Source organism: Ensifer canadensis (assembly GCF_017488845.2).
Lineage (GTDB): Bacteria > Pseudomonadota > Alphaproteobacteria > Rhizobiales > Rhizobiaceae > Ensifer > Ensifer canadensis.
On the sequence record NZ_CP083370.1, the window covers coordinates 1,835,691 to 1,853,022 of the forward strand.

18 protein-coding genes and 2 pseudogenes are annotated in these 17,332 nt (G+C 62.4%); 10 read left to right on the plus strand and 10 right to left on the minus strand.

Going from position 1 to position 17,332, the window contains the following annotated elements; all coding sequences use genetic code 11:
* Window positions 1-67: 67 nt before the first annotated feature.
* Window positions 68-1,084: a betaine--homocysteine S-methyltransferase gene (gene bmt / locus J3R84_RS08945; protein ID WP_025427386.1), complete on the plus strand. Its 1,017-nt coding sequence runs from the start codon at window positions 68-70 to the stop codon at window positions 1,082-1,084.
* 137 nt (window positions 1,085-1,221) lie between these two features.
* Here bmt and J3R84_RS08950 read toward each other — a convergent pair whose 3' ends face one another.
* Both J3R84_RS08950 and J3R84_RS08955 read right to left on the minus strand, forming a co-directional pair.
* Complete coding sequence (locus J3R84_RS08950; protein WP_025427387.1) at window positions 1,222-2,376, minus strand: aminotransferase class I/II-fold pyridoxal phosphate-dependent enzyme; 1,155 nt, start codon at window positions 2,374-2,376, stop codon at window positions 1,222-1,224.
* A 58-nt stretch (window positions 2,377-2,434) separates the two neighbouring features.
* Entirely contained in the window at window positions 2,435-3,070 is a 636-nt protein-coding gene (locus J3R84_RS08955) for a helix-turn-helix transcriptional regulator (RefSeq protein WP_025427388.1), read from the minus strand.
* A 134-nt stretch (window positions 3,071-3,204) separates the two neighbouring features.
* On the opposite strand from J3R84_RS08955, the gene J3R84_RS08960 reads away from it, so the two are divergent.
* Window positions 3,205-3,552, plus strand: coding sequence for a hypothetical protein (locus J3R84_RS08960; RefSeq protein ID WP_025427389.1), 348 nt, complete (start codon window positions 3,205-3,207; stop codon window positions 3,550-3,552).
* 501 nt (window positions 3,553-4,053) lie between these two features.
* Here the strand turns inward: J3R84_RS08960 and J3R84_RS08965 are convergent.
* From J3R84_RS08965 to J3R84_RS08985, 5 genes and pseudogenes are all read right to left on the minus strand, one after another.
* The gene (locus J3R84_RS08965; RefSeq protein ID WP_113567277.1) at window positions 4,054-6,201 is read right to left on the minus strand and encodes a vWA domain-containing protein; all 2,148 of its coding nucleotides are present in this window, start codon (window positions 6,199-6,201) and stop codon (window positions 4,054-4,056) included.
* 2 nt (window positions 6,202-6,203) lie between these two features.
* On the minus strand, window positions 6,204-6,731 hold the full coding sequence (locus tag J3R84_RS08970) for an RNA polymerase sigma factor (protein WP_025427391.1): 528 nt from the start codon (window positions 6,729-6,731) through the stop codon (window positions 6,204-6,206).
* A gap of 99 nt (window positions 6,732-6,830) precedes the next feature.
* Window positions 6,831-7,580, minus strand: a complete 750-nt coding sequence (locus J3R84_RS08975) for a phosphodiester glycosidase family protein (protein ID WP_203528656.1) — start codon at window positions 7,578-7,580, stop codon at window positions 6,831-6,833.
* A gap of 407 nt (window positions 7,581-7,987) precedes the next feature.
* Window positions 7,988-8,539, minus strand: coding sequence for a hypothetical protein (locus tag J3R84_RS08980; protein WP_025427394.1), 552 nt, complete (start codon window positions 8,537-8,539; stop codon window positions 7,988-7,990).
* Window positions 8,540-8,908: 369 nt separating this feature from the next.
* Window positions 8,909-9,873, minus strand: a pseudogene (locus J3R84_RS08985) (SphA family protein).
* A 106-nt stretch (window positions 9,874-9,979) separates the two neighbouring features.
* On the opposite strand from J3R84_RS08985, the gene J3R84_RS38700 reads away from it, so the two are divergent.
* Together J3R84_RS38700 and J3R84_RS38705 are read left to right on the plus strand one after the other, a co-directional pair.
* Entirely contained in the window at window positions 9,980-10,210 is a 231-nt protein-coding gene (locus J3R84_RS38700; RefSeq protein ID WP_025427396.1) for a hypothetical protein, read from the plus strand.
* 50 nt (window positions 10,211-10,260) lie between these two features.
* Window positions 10,261-10,491, plus strand: a complete 231-nt coding sequence (locus J3R84_RS38705; RefSeq protein WP_309239172.1) for a DUF1254 domain-containing protein — start codon at window positions 10,261-10,263, stop codon at window positions 10,489-10,491.
* A gap of 149 nt (window positions 10,492-10,640) precedes the next feature.
* On the opposite strand, the gene J3R84_RS08995 is transcribed toward J3R84_RS38705, so the two are convergent.
* The gene (locus J3R84_RS08995) at window positions 10,641-11,345 is read right to left on the minus strand and encodes a 4Fe-4S dicluster domain-containing protein (protein ID WP_025427397.1); all 705 of its coding nucleotides are present in this window, start codon (window positions 11,343-11,345) and stop codon (window positions 10,641-10,643) included.
* Window positions 11,346-11,452: 107 nt separating this feature from the next.
* Window positions 11,453-13,027 carry a trimethylamine methyltransferase family protein gene (locus tag J3R84_RS09000; RefSeq protein WP_025427398.1) on the minus strand — a complete coding sequence of 525 codons (1,575 nt, stop codon included), beginning with the start codon at window positions 13,025-13,027 and terminating at the stop codon, window positions 11,453-11,455.
* A 330-nt stretch (window positions 13,028-13,357) separates the two neighbouring features.
* Between J3R84_RS09000 and J3R84_RS09005 the strand changes: the two genes are divergently transcribed.
* Window positions 13,358-14,056 (plus strand): corrinoid protein, encoded by a 699-nt coding sequence (locus tag J3R84_RS09005; RefSeq protein WP_025427399.1) that lies wholly within the window; start codon window positions 13,358-13,360, stop codon window positions 14,054-14,056.
* 206 nt (window positions 14,057-14,262) lie between these two features.
* Here J3R84_RS09005 and J3R84_RS09010 read toward each other — a convergent pair whose 3' ends face one another.
* Complete coding sequence (locus J3R84_RS09010; protein WP_025427400.1) at window positions 14,263-14,421, minus strand: entericidin domain-containing protein; 159 nt, start codon at window positions 14,419-14,421, stop codon at window positions 14,263-14,265.
* Between the two features lie 39 nt (window positions 14,422-14,460).
* Between J3R84_RS09010 and J3R84_RS09015 the strand changes: the two genes are divergently transcribed.
* The 5 genes and pseudogenes from J3R84_RS09015 to J3R84_RS09030 all read left to right on the plus strand — a co-directional run bounded on the left by J3R84_RS09015 (window position 14,461) and on the right by J3R84_RS09030 (window position 17,289).
* Window positions 14,461-15,081, plus strand: coding sequence for a DUF1638 domain-containing protein (locus J3R84_RS09015; RefSeq protein WP_025427401.1), 621 nt, complete (start codon window positions 14,461-14,463; stop codon window positions 15,079-15,081).
* Between the two features lie 378 nt (window positions 15,082-15,459).
* Complete coding sequence (locus J3R84_RS09020) at window positions 15,460-15,768, plus strand: hypothetical protein (protein ID WP_025427402.1); 309 nt, start codon at window positions 15,460-15,462, stop codon at window positions 15,766-15,768.
* Window positions 15,769-15,813: 45 nt separating this feature from the next.
* Entirely contained in the window at window positions 15,814-15,936 is a 123-nt protein-coding gene (locus J3R84_RS38470) for a hypothetical protein (RefSeq protein ID WP_255753466.1), read from the plus strand.
* Between the two features lie 89 nt (window positions 15,937-16,025).
* Window positions 16,026-16,289, plus strand: a complete 264-nt coding sequence (locus J3R84_RS09025; RefSeq protein ID WP_025427403.1) for a DUF1488 family protein — start codon at window positions 16,026-16,028, stop codon at window positions 16,287-16,289.
* 197 nt (window positions 16,290-16,486) lie between these two features.
* Window positions 16,487-17,289, plus strand: a pseudogene (locus J3R84_RS09030) (formyl transferase).
* The last annotated feature ends 43 nt before the right edge of the window (window positions 17,290-17,332 follow it).

A 17,332-nucleotide genomic window follows, 5' to 3' on the forward strand; every position in this document is an offset into this window, starting at 1 on the left:
CCGACGCTTGCAAAGACATAAAGATATCTTTATATCTTATTGCATTCATTCTAGCCGGGAAAAGCCGATGACCGCTGCAGCCAACGTTCTCTCCGACCTTATCGCCGAAAAAGGCGTTCTTCTTGCCGATGGCGCCACCGGAACCTCGCTGTTCGCGATGGGCCTCGAAGCCGGCGAAGCGCCGGAAATCTGGAACGAGACCAGGCCCGAGAACATCGCCAAGCTGCACCAGGACTTCGTCGACGCCGGCGCCGACATCATCCTGACCAACTCCTTCGGCGGCACCCGCCACCGCCTGAAGCTGCACCACGCCCAGGATCGCGTGCACGAACTCAACAGGCGCGCGGCCGAAATCGCCCGCGCCGTCGCCGACCAGGCACCGCGCAAGGTCATCACCGCCGGTTCTGTCGGCCCGACCGGCGAACTGCTGATCCCGCTTGGCGCGCTGTCCTATGAGGACGCGGTCTCGGCCTTCGTCGAACAGATCGAAGGCCTGAAGGCCGGCGGCGCCGAAGTCGCCTGGATCGAGACCATGTCGTCGCCGGACGAGATCCGCGCGGCCGCCGAGGCCGCCGCCAAGGTCGGCATGCCCTATGTCTATACCGGCTCCTTCGACACCGCCGGCAAGACCATGATGGGCCTGCACCCCAAGGATATTCACGATGTCGCCAAGGATCTGGGCAATGGCCCGGTCGCCGTCGGGGCCAATTGCGGCGTCGGCGCGTCCGACATCCTGTCCTCGCTGCTCGACATGACCGCGGCAAAGCCCGAGGCGACCGTGATCGTCAAGGGCAATTGCGGCATTCCGGAATTCCGCGGCTCGGAAATCCATTACTCCGGCACGCCGCCGCTGATGGCGGAATATGCTCGGCTCGCGGCCGACGCCGGCGCCAAGATCATCGGCGGCTGCTGCGGCACCACCTGCGGGCACCTCGCCGCCATGCGCGTGGCCCTCGACGAGCATTCGCCGCGCGAACGCCCGACGCTCGATGTGATCATCGAAAGGATCGGCCCGCTGCGCAACAAGTCGGCCAATGAAGCTCCATCGGCCCCGGCCCGGGAACGGCGCAGCCGCCGCGGCTAAAAGCACTTCCAGGGGAAGTGCGAAAAGCACGCAAGATCGACAAAATAACGAAACGCTCCGGCATCATCTGATCCCGGAGCGTTTTCATTTGTAGCGTTCGCTATGGCTCTCGCAACGAGCGGGAATGCCCCCGAAAATCAGGCGCTGCGCTTGATCGCACTGTCCGCCCGAAGATGCTGCCGCCAGGCCTCAAGCCCGATCTCGATGTTCTTGCGACCGAAGCCGACACGGAAGCGATCCTCAGCGACCGGCAGCAGGTCGGACACGAACAGGCTGGATGGCAGCAGCAGCACGCCCGCCTCTTCCACCAGGCGGCGGCAATGGGTCTCGACCCCATCGGCTCCGAGATAGCGGGCAAAACCGACGCAGCCGCCATCCGGCTCCCGCCATTCATAGAGGGCGGGGAATTCGGCAAAGAAGGCTCCGAGCTTTTCGAGGTTCGAGGCGCAAAGCGCCCGATTGCGTGTCAGCAGTTGCTCGCGCGCCTTGAGTGCGATCGTTGCCAGAACCTCGGACGGACGCGAATTGCAGATCGACAGATAGTGCTTCATCTTCTCCATGCGCTCGATCAGCGCATGATCGCGGCAGGCGATCCAGCCGATGCGCAAGCCCGGCAGGCCATAGGCCTTGGACATGACGTTGAGCGAGATGCCGCGCTCGAACAACTCGGCCGCCTGCGACAGCCTCAGCGCCGGGTCGCGCTCGAGCCCACGATAGACCTCGTCGCTGAAGAGATGGATGCCGCGTTCGGCGCAGAGCTCGGCCAGCGCCTTAAAGGTCTGCTGATCGGCGATCGAGCCGGTAGGGTTGTTGGGGAAGTTGACTGCAATCAGCCTGGTGTTCGGCTTCAGCGCCGCACGCACGTCGGCAATATCGAGGCGCCAGTTGTTTTCCGGGCGCAGCGGCACGCCGGTGACCGAAGCGGCGATCGTGACCGGCAGCGTTTCCATCGACTGATAGTTTGGCACGGTGACGATGGCGTGGTCCTGAGGGCCGAGCAGCGCCAGCATGGCGCAGTAAAGCCCCTCCTCCGCCCCGGCAAAGCAGAGAATGTCTTCAGCCGAGAGCCCCTGATAGGTCGACGCAATGGCCGCGCGCAAGGCCGGTGCGCCATAGGTTTCGGTGTAGCCGAGCGTCAGCTTGTCCCAGGCTTCCCGGTCCGCGTCGTCGGCCAGCGCCAGCAGTTCGCCCATGCCGATGGTTTCGCTGTCGCTGGCGGTCATGTGGTGGCGCGCCTTGAACTCCCAGCGGGAGAAATGCGTTTCGAGGCGGAAGTCTGGCAAGGTGGTCATATCGGGTCCTCCAATCGCTGCGTCCGGCGGACGGGCGAAACCATTGTCTTCGTCGTGATCAGGAAGCGTCGCCGCGGGCGGCAGTGAGATAGTTGTAGATCGAGGCGCGCGAGGTGCCGATCAGGCTGGCAAGATGGTCGACGGCGTTGCGGGTCTTGAACAGGCCGCGCTCCTCCAGCGCCGCCACCAGCGCCACCCGGTCCGCCCGTTTCAGCGCTGAAAGCGCGAGCCCCCGCTCCTTCAGCCAGTCATGCAGCGACGCGTTGATCTCTTCGCGCCAGTCACGCGAAAACAGCACCTGCGGCCGCGGCTGCGCAGCACCGGCAAAGGCGGAAAGCAGCTTCACGGCATTGTCGATCATCGAGACATCGAGATTGATGCAGAGCAGGCCTGCCGCGTCGCCCTTGGCGTCGCGCAACACCGCCGAGATGGACTTGATGCGCCGACCGTCGACTCCAGTCTTCTCGTATGGCCCGAGCACGTTTTCCGCGCCCGAAACCACGCCGAACTCTTCCTCGATCAGCGAATCCTCGCCGACCGCCCGGCCGGAGGAGGCATTCCAGATGGCAACGACGGTGCCGCGCTTAAGGTCATGCAGCACCACCTCCGCATGCGGATAGAGCAAGGCGCTGATGGCCGCAGCCGTTGGCGCGTGCATGGCAATGTCGAAGGCAATGGCGGGCTTTATGTTCATGTCACTGGAATGACCGATTCTGGACTTTTTGTCAATTCTAGACGTTTCGTTTAAGTGCATCATTCACCGATGCTTGCGCGCCCTGCCGGCCTGTCCTATCCCGAAGAAAACGAGATTCGCCTGGAGACACTGACATGAATGCCGGACCCGCTTCCTTCCCCGACAGGGACACCGTTGCCGACAAGCTTTCGGCTTTTGGCGAAGCGGATCAGGCCTTTATCCGCCTGCTGGCGGAAAACCCCGAGCAGGACGAGCAACTGATGGAAGGCCTCCATCGCTGCCTCGACATCGCCTCCGAAGCCCGCTTCCTCAACACGTTGAAGCTCGAAAAGCTTGGCCATTGGCTCGGCAGCGAGGCCCCGGCGCGGCTGCAGATGCGCCTGATGGAAGCCGCCCGCTCCAGCCAGCACCCGGCCTACCAGGCGTTCAGAACGGGTTTGACGAAATCAGGCGGCCTGGAGCGCGCGTTTCCGAAGGGTTGAGGTTAGGCGTTTAAAGAGCGCCATGGGGCTCGGCGCGATCACAATGAATCTTTGACCTAGCTGGTTGGTCCGCTGCACCTTGCTGCCCGAGTGGGATTTCTCGCCCTCATTCCTGTGCTTGTCACAGGAATCCAGCAGCGCCGTGTCTACGGCGCGGAAGAGCTTGAGGAAGAAGGGCCACTGGAAGGATCCTTAACTGCGCAGACGCGCCGTTACTGGATTCCTGTGACAAGCACAGGAATGAGGGAAGTGGTACCGTCCGAGGACAAGGAGACGGCACCTTTAGTCAGGACGATGGTTGCCGGGCATCGGACTATCCCTTTCGGCAACGGGGTCCTTGAACTCCCCGACGCCTACCAAACGGACCACGCGCAGAACAGGTTACGTCAGACGAAGGCAGCGCCGTATATCCCTTCTCCCCGCAAGCGGGGAGAAGGTGGCGGCAGCCGGATGATGGGCCACGCCGCGGTAACGGCGCAGCCTCATCCTCCCGCCCGACCCTCAATTGGCCGAGCCGCCGCCCGAAAGCCCCTTGGCGAGCCGCACCAGATTGACGAATTCGCCGCGATAACCGAACGGGTCCGCCCCCTTGGCCGCTGCCGCCAGATCGACGACGGCATCATAGGAATAGTCCGACAGCGCCGTCACACCCGAAAGCTTCTGCCCGAAGGCGGCCACGGCGACCGAGAAGCGCACGTCATTGGGCGCCTCTGCGAGCGATGGCACGGCGTTCGCCTCGGTAACCGGCGTTGTGATCAGTTCGCTTTGGTCGCCATCCGGTTTCTTGTAGCGGATTTTGAGGAAAGCGAGTTCGCCGGTTTTCGTCGTCGCATCGGCTGCCGGCTTCTCCGCCGCCGCGTAGCGCAGGTCGTCGTTCAGCACCGCCGGACTGCCCTTCGGCGTCACCTCGTAGATCGCCGTGACGCTGTGGCCGGAGCCGATGTCGCCGGCATCGACCTTGTCGTTGTTGAAGTCCTCGCGCTTCAGGGCCCGGGTCTCGTAGCCGATCAGGCGGTATTCGGCGATTGCATCCGGGTTGAATTCCACCTGCAGCTTGACGTCCTTGGCGATCGGGAACAGCGATGAGCCCGCCTCTTCCACCAGCGTCTTCTGCGCCTCGGCCAGCGTATCGATATAGGCGGCCGTACCGTTGCCGTTCTGGGCAATCGTCTGCATCAGCGCATCGTTGTAGTTGCCGCGGCCGAAGCCGAGCACCGACAGGAAGATGCCGCTCCTGCGCTTGGCCTCGATCATCTGCTTGAGCTCGTCGTCGCTGGCGGGACCGACATTGAAGTCACCGTCGGTCGCCAGCATGATGCGGTTGACGCCACCCTTGACGAAGGCCTTCTCCGCCAGCCGGTAGGCAGCGTCGATGCCCTCGGCACCGGCGGTCGAGCCGCCGGGCTGCAACGTGTCGATCGCCGACAGGATCTTCGCCTTGTCCTTGACCGCGGTCGGTTCCAGCACCGTGCCGGCATTGCCGGCATAGGTGACGATCGAAACCGTATCCTCGGGCTTCAGTTTCTCGACCAGCAGCCGGAAGGCGCCTTTCAAGAGCGGCAGCTTGTCCGGCTCGTCCATGGAGCCGGAAACGTCGATCAGGAACACCAGGTTCGCCTTCGGTGCCTGCGCCGGCACGACGTCATAGCCCTTGATCGCCACGTGCATCAGCCGTGTGCCGCCATTCCACGGCGTCGGCGTCACCGTCACCGTCGCCTTGAACGGCTCAGTGGCGCTCGCCGGGCGCGGCCAATCATAAGGAAAATAGTTGACCATCTCCTCGACCCGCACCGCATCGCGCTCCGGCATCTGACCCTCCATTAGCGAGCGGCGCACGAAGGCGTAGGAAGCCGTATCGACATCGACCGAGAAGGTGGAGACCGGGTCGGTGGCGACGCTCTTGACCGGATTGCTGTCGGCCTTGTTGAAGCGCTCGCGGTTTTCCTGAGGAGCCGGAGCCATCTCCTCGGCAACAACGGGCGCCGGCATAAAGGTCATCCGTGTCTCAGCGCCCGGAGCTGCAGAAAGCGGTGCTGCGCTATCGCTCATCATCTGGTTGCCCAAAGCATCCGCCTCGGCCTCGGCAGTGGGCGCCGGGTTCTCGGCTCGCGCCGCAGATTGAACCTCGACGGTCTTCTGTTCGCGGGCGCGGGCAAGCGCCTCGGCGGCTGGCTTATCGGCCGGTGGCCGACCCTCAGCATCAACGGCAACCGACCCGCCGACTGCAAAGCCGGAGGTCTCCTGCCTCTTCGCAGCAGCTAGGTTTTCGTCCACCGCCGACGCAGTCGGAGCTGACTTCGGCCGTGGCGCTGCCTTCTGTTTCGGCTCTCCCTTCACCGCGATCTCTGCCCCGGTGTCGCCGGGCAGCACGGAGTTGCGCGTCAGTTCCAGCGTCAGGAACGTGGCGGCGGGGATGACCAGCAGCGTGGCGAGTGCCGATCCGGCAAGCAGTTTCCTGTTCATGATGGGGCTCCATATCCGGTTGAAGATGGAGCTTTGACGAACCGGCAGCATTGATCCTTGGGTGATGGTCGAATTTTCTTCTGCCATGTCGAAAGCCTGCATGGCGGCCGCGAGCGCACGCGCGCGTGCCTCGTTCGAAGCCTTTGGCGGGGTCAGCCCGGAGAGCTTGTCGAAATCGTCGGTCATGATCACACGGCCTCCTTGCCAAGCAATGTCTTCAGCCGCTTGCGCGCCTCGTGCACGTGCCAGGACACGGTCGCCTCGGAACATCCAAGCACATCGGCGGCCGCGGCATGGCTCATCCCCTCGGCATAGACGAGCAGCACTGCGTCGCATTGTTTTTCCGGCAGCGCCCTGACGGCCGTCCAGAGCGCCTCCTGGCGATCGTCTTCGGCCGTCTCGCCGCCGCCAAGAACGGCCTGCTCGTTGGCATAGGCCTGTATCCTGCTGGTGTCGCGCATCTGTCGGCGCTTGTGGTCGCGCGCCGCGTTGAGCGTTAGGGTGTAGAGCCAGGTGCGAAACCGGCTGGTGCCGCGAAAGCCGCGAACGGCGGTACCCAGCCGTACGCAGACGTCCTGGGCGATGTCTTCCGCATCCGCGGCATTGCCCGACCAGCGCCAGGCGACGGCATGGACAAAATCATAGTGCCGCTCGACCAATTGGCCGAACGCCCGTCTGTCTCCAGACACCGCTTTCTCGACGAGTTCAGCGTCCAATGGCGTGCCCGCTCCTAGCTGTTTTGAACCTTAGACGTTGCACGACGACAATTCCTTGGGGCCGCGACGAAAAAAATCGCATCGGCCCCAAAGAAAAAACTAGCGCGGGAATTTTCCGACGACGGCGATCATCGGCCCCATCGGGAACAGCCGGTCGTGCCGGTTGATATCAGGCGCATAGAGGCTGGAGATCGTGCCGTCGAGGAAAAGCGCGTTGGGGCAATCGAGCTCGTCGCGGAAAAGCGTCGCGAAGTCGTGAAACCGCACCGGCCTTTTCGAGACGACGAACACCACCTCGCCCGCAGCCGTCACGCCGACGCCGTTGCGGGTCTTGAGGCTGATGCTGTCGGGCAGGAAGCGCGGATGCAGCTCGCCATCGATCACCAGCATCGGGCCGGACTGCGTGGCAAACCGGGGCCGGATATTGGCGGCGCGATAGGCGTCCGCCGACATCACCCCCGCCTTGCCGCCATCGACATAGAAGACGCCGTTAGGAAGAAGGTGGAAATTGCGCCAGCCGGTATTGGTGTTGAGCGGCGCCTGCTCGCGCCCCTCCTCGATATGCAGGCCGACCGGCGACAGGTCGTCGTGATACATGCCGCCGTTCATGGCAAAGAGCATGTATTCGTCGCGATGGCGCAGTTCCAGCGACAGCGCCCGGAACGAGCGGAAGGGAACGCCGGCCTGATCTTTGTTGTAAAGACGGATGTCGTTATCGGCGGGGTCGACGGTGCAGGCGATATAGTCCTGCCCGAGATGGCTGACGTCACGGCAGGCGCCGAGCGCCGGGCCGGCAAGGCCGGCCGAGAGAACGGCACCGACGAGAAATGGTTTTGGAAAAAGCGGCATGAAAAACATCCAATGGAATCAGTCGCCCAGCATCATCGAGATTGCGGCGGTTCTGGCGCAGGAGCGAGGAAAATGCTGATGGCAGGCCCGGCCTCGCCGTAGACGGACAGGCCAACCGTGCTCTCCCCCTCACCCCTGTGCTCGTCACAGGGGTCCAGCCACAGCGCGTCTGCGCCGTGAAGGAACCAAAACCTCGCTGTCTGCTGCATGACGCGGTCTTTGCGCGCCGCCGACGCGGGCGGCTGGATCTCTGTGACAAGCACAGAGATGAGGGAGAGGAGAAATCGGCATCCGTAGCCGCAGCCAAACATGGCATCGTCGCGGTGTAGGTAGGTCGCCGTCGCAATTCTGTGCGCACAGGGATGAGGTAAGGAAAGTACAGGGCCTTACGGCCGCGACAGTTCCGCTCAGCCGCCAGCCATAATCCCGGCAATGCCGGCCAGCACAAAACAGCCGGCCGCCGCCGCAAGGCCGAAGATCGCCGCCAGACAGGCAAGGCCGGCAACGCCGCTGCGCAGGTAAGAGTTGGGATTACCGGTGAGGATCTCGCTCGACAGCCTGGTCAGCAATCGCTTTTCCTGCAGCGTGAAGCGCAGGTTGCTGGCGTGCTGGCGCGCCACCCGCTGCACCTCGCCGTAATTGTTGGCGATGGCAAAGAAAGTGAGCAGCAGGCCAATGCAGCCGACGACCAGGGCGGCCTTGCGTAGAAAATCGATCGCCTCCGGCAGCAAGCTCGCGCCCAATATGGAGCTGTCGAACAGACCGTCGAAGCCGGCGATGCAGGCCGCAACCACCGCGGCATGGGCGGCGGCAATCGCCAGCAGGCGCTTGTACGCCTCGTCGAGAAGCTGCGAATTGGCGGCATGAATACTGTCCAGACGCGATACCTGCGCGTCGACTTCCTCCCGCGACAAGCGCGGGGGAAAGTTGCTCACGGATACCACTGGGCTGCGCGTCATGAGATGGTCTCCAATGCCACACCGTCCAAATCGGTATAAATTCGGAAATTTTACGTTTCCAGAACACCTGCAATTTTAGTCATTTTGGAGATTTACACCATCTTTGCGTGCCGGAGCGGAACAGCGAAACAGGCGCTCGGTTTTCCATGCGCACCCAGCTGCGGGGACAGCACCAGTCAATCAGCGCCGGAAGGTGACGGCGCAGGTCGTGTGGATGCCTGTGCCGGCGGTGCCTTGGGATTGTGCGTTACGCACGTCACTTCCTGCTGTGTATGCGGCTGTGGAAAGTATGCCCGAGCGGCCATCGGTGGATGGGCAGGCTGGACCTTGCCGTGTCATTCACGGCCCCGGCCGACGCTTTACCGTCCTCTATTTCATTGGAGGCTTCGGCGCAGGTGAAAACGCCAGCGTCAGCCACACATTCCAGCCTTCCGGGCGGTTTTTGGCCCCGAACTCGTAGTATCCCTTGAGGTTCACATAGCCCGCCGTTTCATCGCCGGCGTCGAACTTGCAACCGAGCTGGGGACCGACCCCGAACACGCGGGACTTGAAATCACCAAGGGTCGCGCCTTCGCCGCTGTCCCCCGTAAGCTGCTGATAGGCGTATCCAACGACGCCGACATGGACATGCTCGTTCAGGAATTGCGATGCGGCCCAGTCGACGTGCCCATCAATGCCGTTCCGATAGTCCGTATCGGGGTTTTTGAAGTTGTAGGTCAGGCCGCCGACAATCGAAAACTCGCGACCCGTGTCCGGATTGAGATAGGTGTATCCGACCCCGCCATCCATGGCACCGTGGCCGAGCCCCAGGTTCGCCAGGCGATCAGGATCGTAGGAACCAACGGGAATGCCGCCGGTCATATAGACGAGATAGTTGTCGACGTCGTCGTTCCATTTAAGTGCCGCCTGGGGAAGGACATCGCCAAACGCGGTTAGAGAATCGCATCTTTCGCCGGAGACCGAACCGCCGAGCGGCCCAGTCAAGGTGGCGTCTACGCAGGCGTGGCTTCGTCCCGCAACGCCCAACAGGCTGAGGGCGAGCTGCCCACCCCATACGGGCTGATCGAAGGTGTAGGTCGGTCCGAAGGCAACCAGGTCGCCGCGCCCGCTCATGCCGACATCGACTTGCCCGGCCCCGCCGCGTGGAAAAGCCTCGCTCGCACCCGCGCTGATGGAGGAGTGGTGTAGATCGAAGCGAAGGACCAGCCGGGTTTACCCGGCACCGCAGCAAAACTGCCGTATAGGCCAGGCAGCCAGAAACTGACGCCAAATTCATCCGCGCTGGCCTGTGACGCGGCAAACGCAACCACGAACACCAGCGAACCGGCGCACATCTTTCGAATCATGCGACCCCCTGCATTAGCCTACACACACTAGGTTACAATCGGGGCAATTCAACCGCATGTTTCCCGCAACGGCGGCATGTGACGGAGGCTTCAAATGCGCAGGTTCGCCATGGCGATTCTGAGCCTGTTGATCGCGGCGGCCCCGGCCAGCGCCGACGACAAGCTGGTCAAAGACCTTGACGCAAGGACAATCGAGAGCCGAGCGATCGAGGCCGTCAACTGGGGCATGCCTGTCGTCAACTTCGACCTGATGCTGCAGGCGATGATCACGGGCGCCAAAGGCAAGCCCAATCAGATCGTCTACTGGTCTCGCCTGCCGGACTGAAAGAACCAGACACTCACCCCCAATCCGGACGTCATGCATGGCAGTTCCCCCTGGAGGATGTCGGCCCGGCCGGGGTCGACAAGGGCAAGGGCGGAAAATACCTCATCCTGCCACCTGACCACTCCGGCGCGATCCCGGACGGATACATCGTGCTGCCGTCATCGACCTATCAGGGTTACGCCCTGCTGCGCTCCATTCTGAACAGCGGCAGCGAAGCCGACGTTGCCAAGGCGTCGATTACGCCAAACGGATCAGGCTCTATCCATTGTCGCAGGCCGTAAATCCGCCGACGACTTTTGTCGATGCCATCGACGTTGTCTACGATTCGACCATTCCCTACGATCTGCGCTTCTTCCAGTCTTTGAACCGCGTGGTCCAGGCTGAGCCCTGGCTCCGCCCATCAGGCCATAGTTTCGGCAGCGGCGACAGATCAAAGGTCCAGTGCGGACATGTGGAAGCGAAGCTGCGCCGGCGGATAGCGATAGTCCTGCCCGACGGGACAGGCGTCGCGGGCCAGGCATCCGTGCTCGAGACAGCCACTCCTGCCCGCCTCCGTCCTCAGATAGCTGCGACAACGGCCGACATCGAATTGCAGGCGCTCGAGCGCGCCGGCCGGACAGGCGGAAATGCATGGTTTATCCACGCAAGTGTCGCAGGGATGGCTGGCCAACCGCTCGCTATCGGCAGCCAAGGGTTCGTCGAAGGCGAGCGCGCCACGATAGCCGTGCCAGAGCCCGTAGCGCGGATGAATGAGAATGCCGAGCGGCGAAGTCTTCAGCCCCTCCGCCCGCATCGCCCATTGCTGGAATGGCTGCCAGGGTGGATCCGACGGGAAGTAGGCCGTCGCCCCACTGCCTCGAGCGATTTCCCCAATCACCGACTTCGACCACGTATCGAGCGGATCGTTGCCGCCATGGTCCGGCGCACTTTCGCGCCAGCGCACGAAGGGCTGCCACAGCGAGCCGCCGACATTGCCGATCAGCGCGACGCTTGCAGCCGGCCGACCATCCGAAAGCAACGGCGCGGCATCGCCGGAAGCAAAGTTCAGCGTGCCGCGCAAAAAAAGTCCGTGCGGCTCAAGAGCCGCACGGACGGTTTCAAGTCGAGTTTCCGCAGATGCGGAAGGCGCCGTCATTTCGGTTTCGGCCCCTGTAGATCGTAATGCGGGCGCCAGACTTCCTTCTGGATCATGTCAGCCACCTGCGCCGCGCCGCCTTGCTCCCTGGCTCGCTCGGGACCCTTTCAGGTGAAAGCGTCGGGCATCGAGTCCTTGCGCTCGGCGATAAAGGCCTTGAGCGCCTCGTCAATATCAGGATCGAGGTAAGGCGCCTCGTAGTGCTCCAGCCAGCTGCGGGCCAGCGCATTGGCGCGCTGCTCGATGCGCTTTTCGCCTTCCACTTCCCACTGTTCGTAGGAATTGTTGTCGGCGAGCGGCGAACGGTAGAAGGCGGTCTGGAAATTGGCCTGGGTGTGGGCGCAGCCGAGGTAGTGACTGCCCGGACCGACTTCGCGGATGGCGTCGAGCGCCTGCGCGTCTTCCGAGAGGTCGATGCCTTCGGCCATCTTCTGCATCATGCCGAGCTGGTCCTGGTCGATCATGAACTTCTCGTAGGACGAGACGAGACCCCCCTCGAGCCAGCCGGCCGCATGCAGCACGAAGTTGGTGCCGGCAAGCAGCGTCATGTTCAGCGTATTGGCCGATTCATGCGCGGCTTGAGCGTCCGGAACCTTCGAGCCGCAGAGTGAACCGCCGGTGCGGAACGGCAGCTTCAAGCGGCGGGCAAGCTGTGCCGCGCCATAGGAAACCAGCGACGGCTCCGGCGTGCCGAAGGTCGGCGCGCCCGACTGCATCGAGATCGAGGCGGCAAAGGTGCCGAACAGCACCGGCGCGCCCTTGCGGATCAGCTGGGTGAACGAGGCACCGGCCAGCACTTCGGCGAGAATCTGCGTCAGCGTGCCGGCAACAGTGACCGGGCTCATGGCGCCCGACAGGATGAACGGCGAAAGCACACAGGCCTGGTTGTGGCGGGCATAAACCTTGAGTGCGCCCACCATGGTCTCGTCGAAGACCATCGGCGAGTTGGCGTTGATCAGGTTGAGCGTGACGCAATTGTTCTCGACGAACTCGTCGCCGAAAACGAGTTTCGCCATGGCGATCGTGTCTTCGGCGCGCTCGGGTGCCGTGACCGAGCCCATGAACGGCTTGTCGGAATATTTGATGTGGCTGTAGACCATGTCGAGGTGACGCTTGTTCACCGGAATGTCCACCGGCTCGCAGACCGTGCCGCCGGACGAATGCATCGACGGCGCCATATAGGCGAGCTTCACGAAGTTGCGGAAATCCTCGATGGTCGCGTAACGGCGGTTACCCTCGAGATCGCGCACGAAGGGCGGGCCATAGACCGGTGCGAAGATCGTCGCCTTGCCGCCGACCTGGGCGCTGCGCGCGGGATTGCGGGCGTGCCAGGTAAATTCGGACGGCGCCGTTTTCAGAAGCTCGCGGCAAAGACCCTTGGGAAAGTGAACGCGCTGGCCGCGCACGTCGGCACCAGCCTGTTTCCACAGTTCGAGTGCTTCGGCGTCGTCGCGGAATTCGATGCCGATTTCCTCGAGGATCGTATCGGCATTGCGCTCGATGAGCTCAAGACCCTCCTCGTCGAGAACCTCGTATTCGCGAATCTTGCGCTGGATATAGGGCAGAGACGGCCCCGGGCCGCCGCCGGTGCGCGAGGCACGCCGCGCCGCTGCTCCCCGTCCCTCGCCACGCGAGCGGCGACCGCCACCCTCAACCGCGTCCTGTTCTGTCACGTCGCTCATTTACTCATTCCTCTCCCGCGCATTTCGTGCGCCTTCAAGCACCATTTGGCCCTAATGCTACCAAGCCGCAGGGACTGTACGGGTCTCAATGCGCCAACAAGTGGCGCAACTCGAACACTGCGACCTGCGTCATCGCCGGCCAAAAACCGCATGGCGCGAATATATTGTTTTTGTTAAGAATATACAGGCCTCGAAAGAAGGTGCCCTGCCGTCGCTTTTTGTCATATGCGACGTCGCTTTCGAAAACAGATTTTTACGCGTCGACCGCTATTGATTGTTGAACGTGTCCGGATTTTAGCCCGGCCGTGCCAGGAACCGAGGAACCCTACTATGGCAGACGATGAAATCATTCTCGAGGACCTTTCCGACGAGGAACTTGTGCAGCAGATGCATGACGACCTCTATGACGGCCTCAAGGAGGAGATCGAGGACGGAACCAACATCCTGCTCAAGCGTGGCTGGACGCCCTACGACGTCCTGACCCAGGCACTGGTCGAAGGCATGCGGATCGTCGGCGTCGATTTCCGCGACGGCATCCTGTTCGTGCCGGAAGTTCTGCTGTCGGCCAATGCGATGAAGGCAGGCATGTTCATCCTGCGGCCGCTGCTCGTCGAAACCGGCGCGCCGAAGCTCGGCAAGATGGTGATCGGCACCGTCAAGGGCGACATTCACGACATCGGCAAGAACCTCGTCGGCATGATGATGGAAGGCGCCGGCTTCGATGTCGTCGACCTCGGCATCAACAACCCGGTCGAAAACTACCTGGAAGCGATCGAGCGCGAGCAGCCCGACATCCTCGGCATGTCGGCGCTTTTGACCACCACCATGCCCTACATGAAGGTCGTCATCGACACGCTGAAGGAAAAGGGACTGCGTGACGACTATGTCGTGCTCGTCGGCGGCGCGCCGCTCAACGAGGAATTCGGCAAGGCCGTCGGCGCCGACGCCTATTGCCGCGACGCGGCAGTCGCGGTCGAAACCGCCAAGGACTTCATGAAGCGCAAGCACAACCTGCTCGCTGCCGGCTGAGCCCGCTTCACGAACACGAAAGCCGGCCGCAGCAATGACGCTTGCGGCCGGCTTTTCATTTGCTGGCATGAAAACGGAGGGCTGCGCAACCGCGGCGTCTGCTGATGTTCCACGTCGCGACCGCCGCGGAACACCAGGCTGGACACCAGGGGATCAAAGCGTCTCTGGCACAGCCGAATTCGACGCGCGGCGCTTCAGGTCACGGCTCAGTTGGCGGCGTTGGCCACCTTCTTGCCGGCCGACTGTGTCGCGTTGACGGTGTTTGCGGTATCCTGACCGATGCCGCGGATTGTGTTGCCGCAGGCGCTCAACGTCATAAGCGCGATGAGCACGGCTCCGACGGTCGCAACAGTTTGTGTTTTCATGGCCAGCTTCCTTCACGTTGATCACTGGGTGGAATCGAGATGGAAAACGTATCGCGCACAATAGAACGCGCACAACCGGAAAAAGTTCACGTCATCGGTTGCGGCGCAATCGCGCGCGAAATTCTGGCCATCTGCCAGGCCAACAGGCTCGACCATGTCGACCTCTCCTGTCTGCCCGCCATCTGGCACAACACGCCGGAAAAGATCACGCCGGGGGTCAAGGAGGCGATTGCCAAGGCACGTGCAGCCGGCTTCGAGCGCATCTTCGTCGCCTATGCCGATTGCGGCACCGGGGGCCACCTCGACCGGCTCTGCGAAGAAGAATGCGTCGAGCGCATTCCCGGCCCGCACTGCTATTCCTTCTTCGCCGGCAACGATGCCTTTGCCAGCCGCTGGGACGACGATCTGACCGCCTTTTTCCTCACCGACTTCCTCGCCCGCCAGTTCGAGGCCTTCGTCATCGAGCCGCTCGGCCTCAAGCGCCATCCGGAACTCCGGGATATGTATTTTGGCCATTACCGCAAGCTCGTCTACCTCTCGCAGCAGGAAGACGAAGCGCTGCAGGCAAAGGCCAAAGAAGCCGCCGATTACCTCGGCCTCGAATACGAATACCGCTTCACCGGCTATGGCGACCTGACGAAATCACTGCTGAGCGCCTGATCCCGCAGAAGGTATGTGGCGCCCAGCTCAGGTAGAAAAGACCGAGGGAAAGCTCCGCCAACAGGATGAGCTCGGATCTGGCAGCATACACAACCCGCCTCAATTGAAACTCAATCGACGCGCTATGCTGTGGCAAGTTGATTTGGCCGATGTGGCTTTCGCGGTATCAGAACTTCGAACCGCCCCAATCCCCTAAATTCTCGACAGACAGGCAGGCTCGGCGTCAGTGCTTGCGGCCAACGCGTCTCGAAACAGATCTCGAGCCGTCTGTCCGGCCCATCGCAACGAGCATTTGATCCGTCTACGCCAGCGCGAAATGCGGAGCGGCTGTTGCAGCCGAATTACTCTTACCAACGCTTGAGGAGGACTGAGACCACTATGAACGCTCTATCTTTCACGAAACGCATCATCCGCGGCCCGCGCGACACGTTACCGATCCACCGCTTCCATGTTGGCCAACTTGTCCGCTCCAAGGGGGCGCTGACGAGAGAGTCAATATCTGGAGAAACGTATCGCATCGTTGCGACGCTGCCGATCCGCGACAATGCGCTCCAGTATCGCATCCGCAGCAGCCGCGAAACCCATGAGCGTGTAACGGATGAAGGCAATCTCGAATTGATTGTCAGTGCCGGCAAGGATGGGATGGCATTGGCCGAGCGAGCCTTCAGAACGGCACATATCCTATAACGACCATGCCAAACCGGCCGAACAGATCAGCCACGGGAGGCGATCATGAAATACCACATACCGGCTCAGATCTATCTCTTCGACTATCGCGGTCTGTTTGCCTGGATTGCTCTTTCGGTCGCGGTCTTTGTGGTCATCACCACGATCCTCTTCGGCCGGATCTTGTGATGGCGCGGCACGGAGCCAAACGCCCATCCTCACTCGTCCGCCCGGCCGACCGCTGGCCGAGCTGGCTTATCGCTAAAAAGGATCACACGATGCCACTAAGCTTCCCCAACCAAAGCCGAAGCTTCGACGATACCAGGAACGCTGTTCGCTTCCTTGGCCACGATGGCATGTTCGAAGTGCCCTTCTATGTCGAGGCGGAGGCGCTCTCGCGTGGCGCGCCGACCCGGACGACAGAAGCGGCCTGCCTTCTGGCATTCGACGCTGCACGCAACAAGATCTACGAAGTCGCAAAGGCAGCATATGCCCACGGTCGCAAGACGATCTATGTCCTGACCGCCGCGGACTTCCGTTAGACCGGACAAGCCGGCGCCTTATCTGCCACCATCGAACGAACACGCTCGTCGCGACGCGCTCGGGGTCCGATGCCCCAGCCTCGGCCAAACCGTCTCCCGATGCCACTTCTGGCATCTGCTTCCCAAATACCCGCCATTAAGTCGCCGGTAACGCGCCAGCCGCCATATCTGTTGCGACCAACGCTTCAGGGGCCGGCATGGCGGACGCAGACAATGAGACCAACACCGCGGCCAGGCAGCCGAGCCGCGTCGTCGTGGTGACGGCGGGCGGAGAAAATCCCTGGATCATGATCAATGCGCTCGCCGCACGCTTTGACGATATCGTCGTTCTCCAGGAGCAGCCGGAATCCAAGAGCCTCTTCCTGCGCCGGCGGGCGCGAAAGCTCGGGTGGCCGACAGCGATCGGGCAATTGGCGACAATGATCGCCTCGCGCTTCGGCAAGCGCTTTACCCGGAAGAGAGCGGAAGGCATCCTTAGGCACTACGGTGTATCGGGCGCGCCGGATCCGAGCGTACCGGTTTGCCAGATCACGTCCGTGAACGACGCTGAGGCTGTGTCGCAGATCCGGCAGCTCGCGCCAAAAGTCGTCTTTCTCATCAGTTGCCGCCTGTTGAAGGCCCATACCCTGGCGCAGATCCCCTGCCCGGTCGTCAACTTCCATGCCGGCATCAATCCGGGCTATCGCGGGCTGATGGGCGGCTACTGGGCGCAGGTCAACGACGATGTCATCAATTTCGGCGCGACCGTGCATCTCGTCGACGAAGGCGTCGATACCGGCGGCATTCTCTACCAGTCGCGCCAGACGCCCGACCGCCGCGATACGATGCATACCTATCCGCTGCTGCAGACGGCGGCCTCCACCGGCATCGCCATTGCCGCCGTCGACGATGCCCTCAAGGGCAAGCTGCAACCGCTCGATGTCGCAGGCCCGTCGCAACAGTGGTACCACCCGCCGATCTGACATGGCTCTGGAATGGAATTCGGCGCGGCATCTGGTAGGAAAACCGGGCGCAGATTCGCCGATGAGGACACGCCGCCTGTG

Bases quoted from the DNA above. Each gene is read 5' to 3' on its own strand.
- J3R84_RS09015 (WP_025427401.1), top strand. From the start codon at position 14,461: ATGGAAAACGTATCGCGCACAATAGAACGCGCACAACCGGAAAAAGTT.
- J3R84_RS08995 (WP_025427397.1), bottom strand. From the start codon at position 11,345: ATGACGGCGCCTTCCGCATCTGCGGAAACTCGACTTGAAACCGTCCGT.
- J3R84_RS08965 (WP_113567277.1), bottom strand. From the start codon at position 6,201: ATGACCGACGATTTCGACAAGCTCTCCGGGCTGACCCCGCCAAAGGCT.
- J3R84_RS09010 (WP_025427400.1), bottom strand. From the start codon at position 14,421: ATGAAAACACAAACTGTTGCGACCGTCGGAGCCGTGCTCATCGCGCTT.
- J3R84_RS09020 (WP_025427402.1), top strand. From the start codon at position 15,460: ATGAACGCTCTATCTTTCACGAAACGCATCATCCGCGGCCCGCGCGAC.
- J3R84_RS08980 (WP_025427394.1), bottom strand. From the start codon at position 8,539: ATGACGCGCAGCCCAGTGGTATCCGTGAGCAACTTTCCCCCGCGCTTG.
- J3R84_RS08975 (WP_203528656.1), bottom strand. From the start codon at position 7,580: ATGCCGCTTTTTCCAAAACCATTTCTCGTCGGTGCCGTTCTCTCGGCC.
- J3R84_RS08955 (WP_025427388.1), bottom strand. From the start codon at position 3,070: ATGAACATAAAGCCCGCCATTGCCTTCGACATTGCCATGCACGCGCCA.
- J3R84_RS09025 (WP_025427403.1), top strand. From the start codon at position 16,026: ATGCCACTAAGCTTCCCCAACCAAAGCCGAAGCTTCGACGATACCAGG.
- J3R84_RS09000 (WP_025427398.1), bottom strand. From the start codon at position 13,027: ATGAGCGACGTGACAGAACAGGACGCGGTTGAGGGTGGCGGTCGCCGC.
- J3R84_RS38470 (WP_255753466.1), top strand. From the start codon at position 15,814: ATGAAATACCACATACCGGCTCAGATCTATCTCTTCGACTATCGCGGT.
- bmt (WP_025427386.1), top strand. From the start codon at position 68: ATGACCGCTGCAGCCAACGTTCTCTCCGACCTTATCGCCGAAAAAGGC.
- J3R84_RS08960 (WP_025427389.1), top strand. From the start codon at position 3,205: ATGAATGCCGGACCCGCTTCCTTCCCCGACAGGGACACCGTTGCCGAC.
- J3R84_RS09005 (WP_025427399.1), top strand. From the start codon at position 13,358: ATGGCAGACGATGAAATCATTCTCGAGGACCTTTCCGACGAGGAACTT.
- J3R84_RS08950 (WP_025427387.1), bottom strand. From the start codon at position 2,376: ATGACCACCTTGCCAGACTTCCGCCTCGAAACGCATTTCTCCCGCTGG.
- J3R84_RS38700 (WP_025427396.1), top strand. From the start codon at position 9,980: ATGCGCAGGTTCGCCATGGCGATTCTGAGCCTGTTGATCGCGGCGGCC.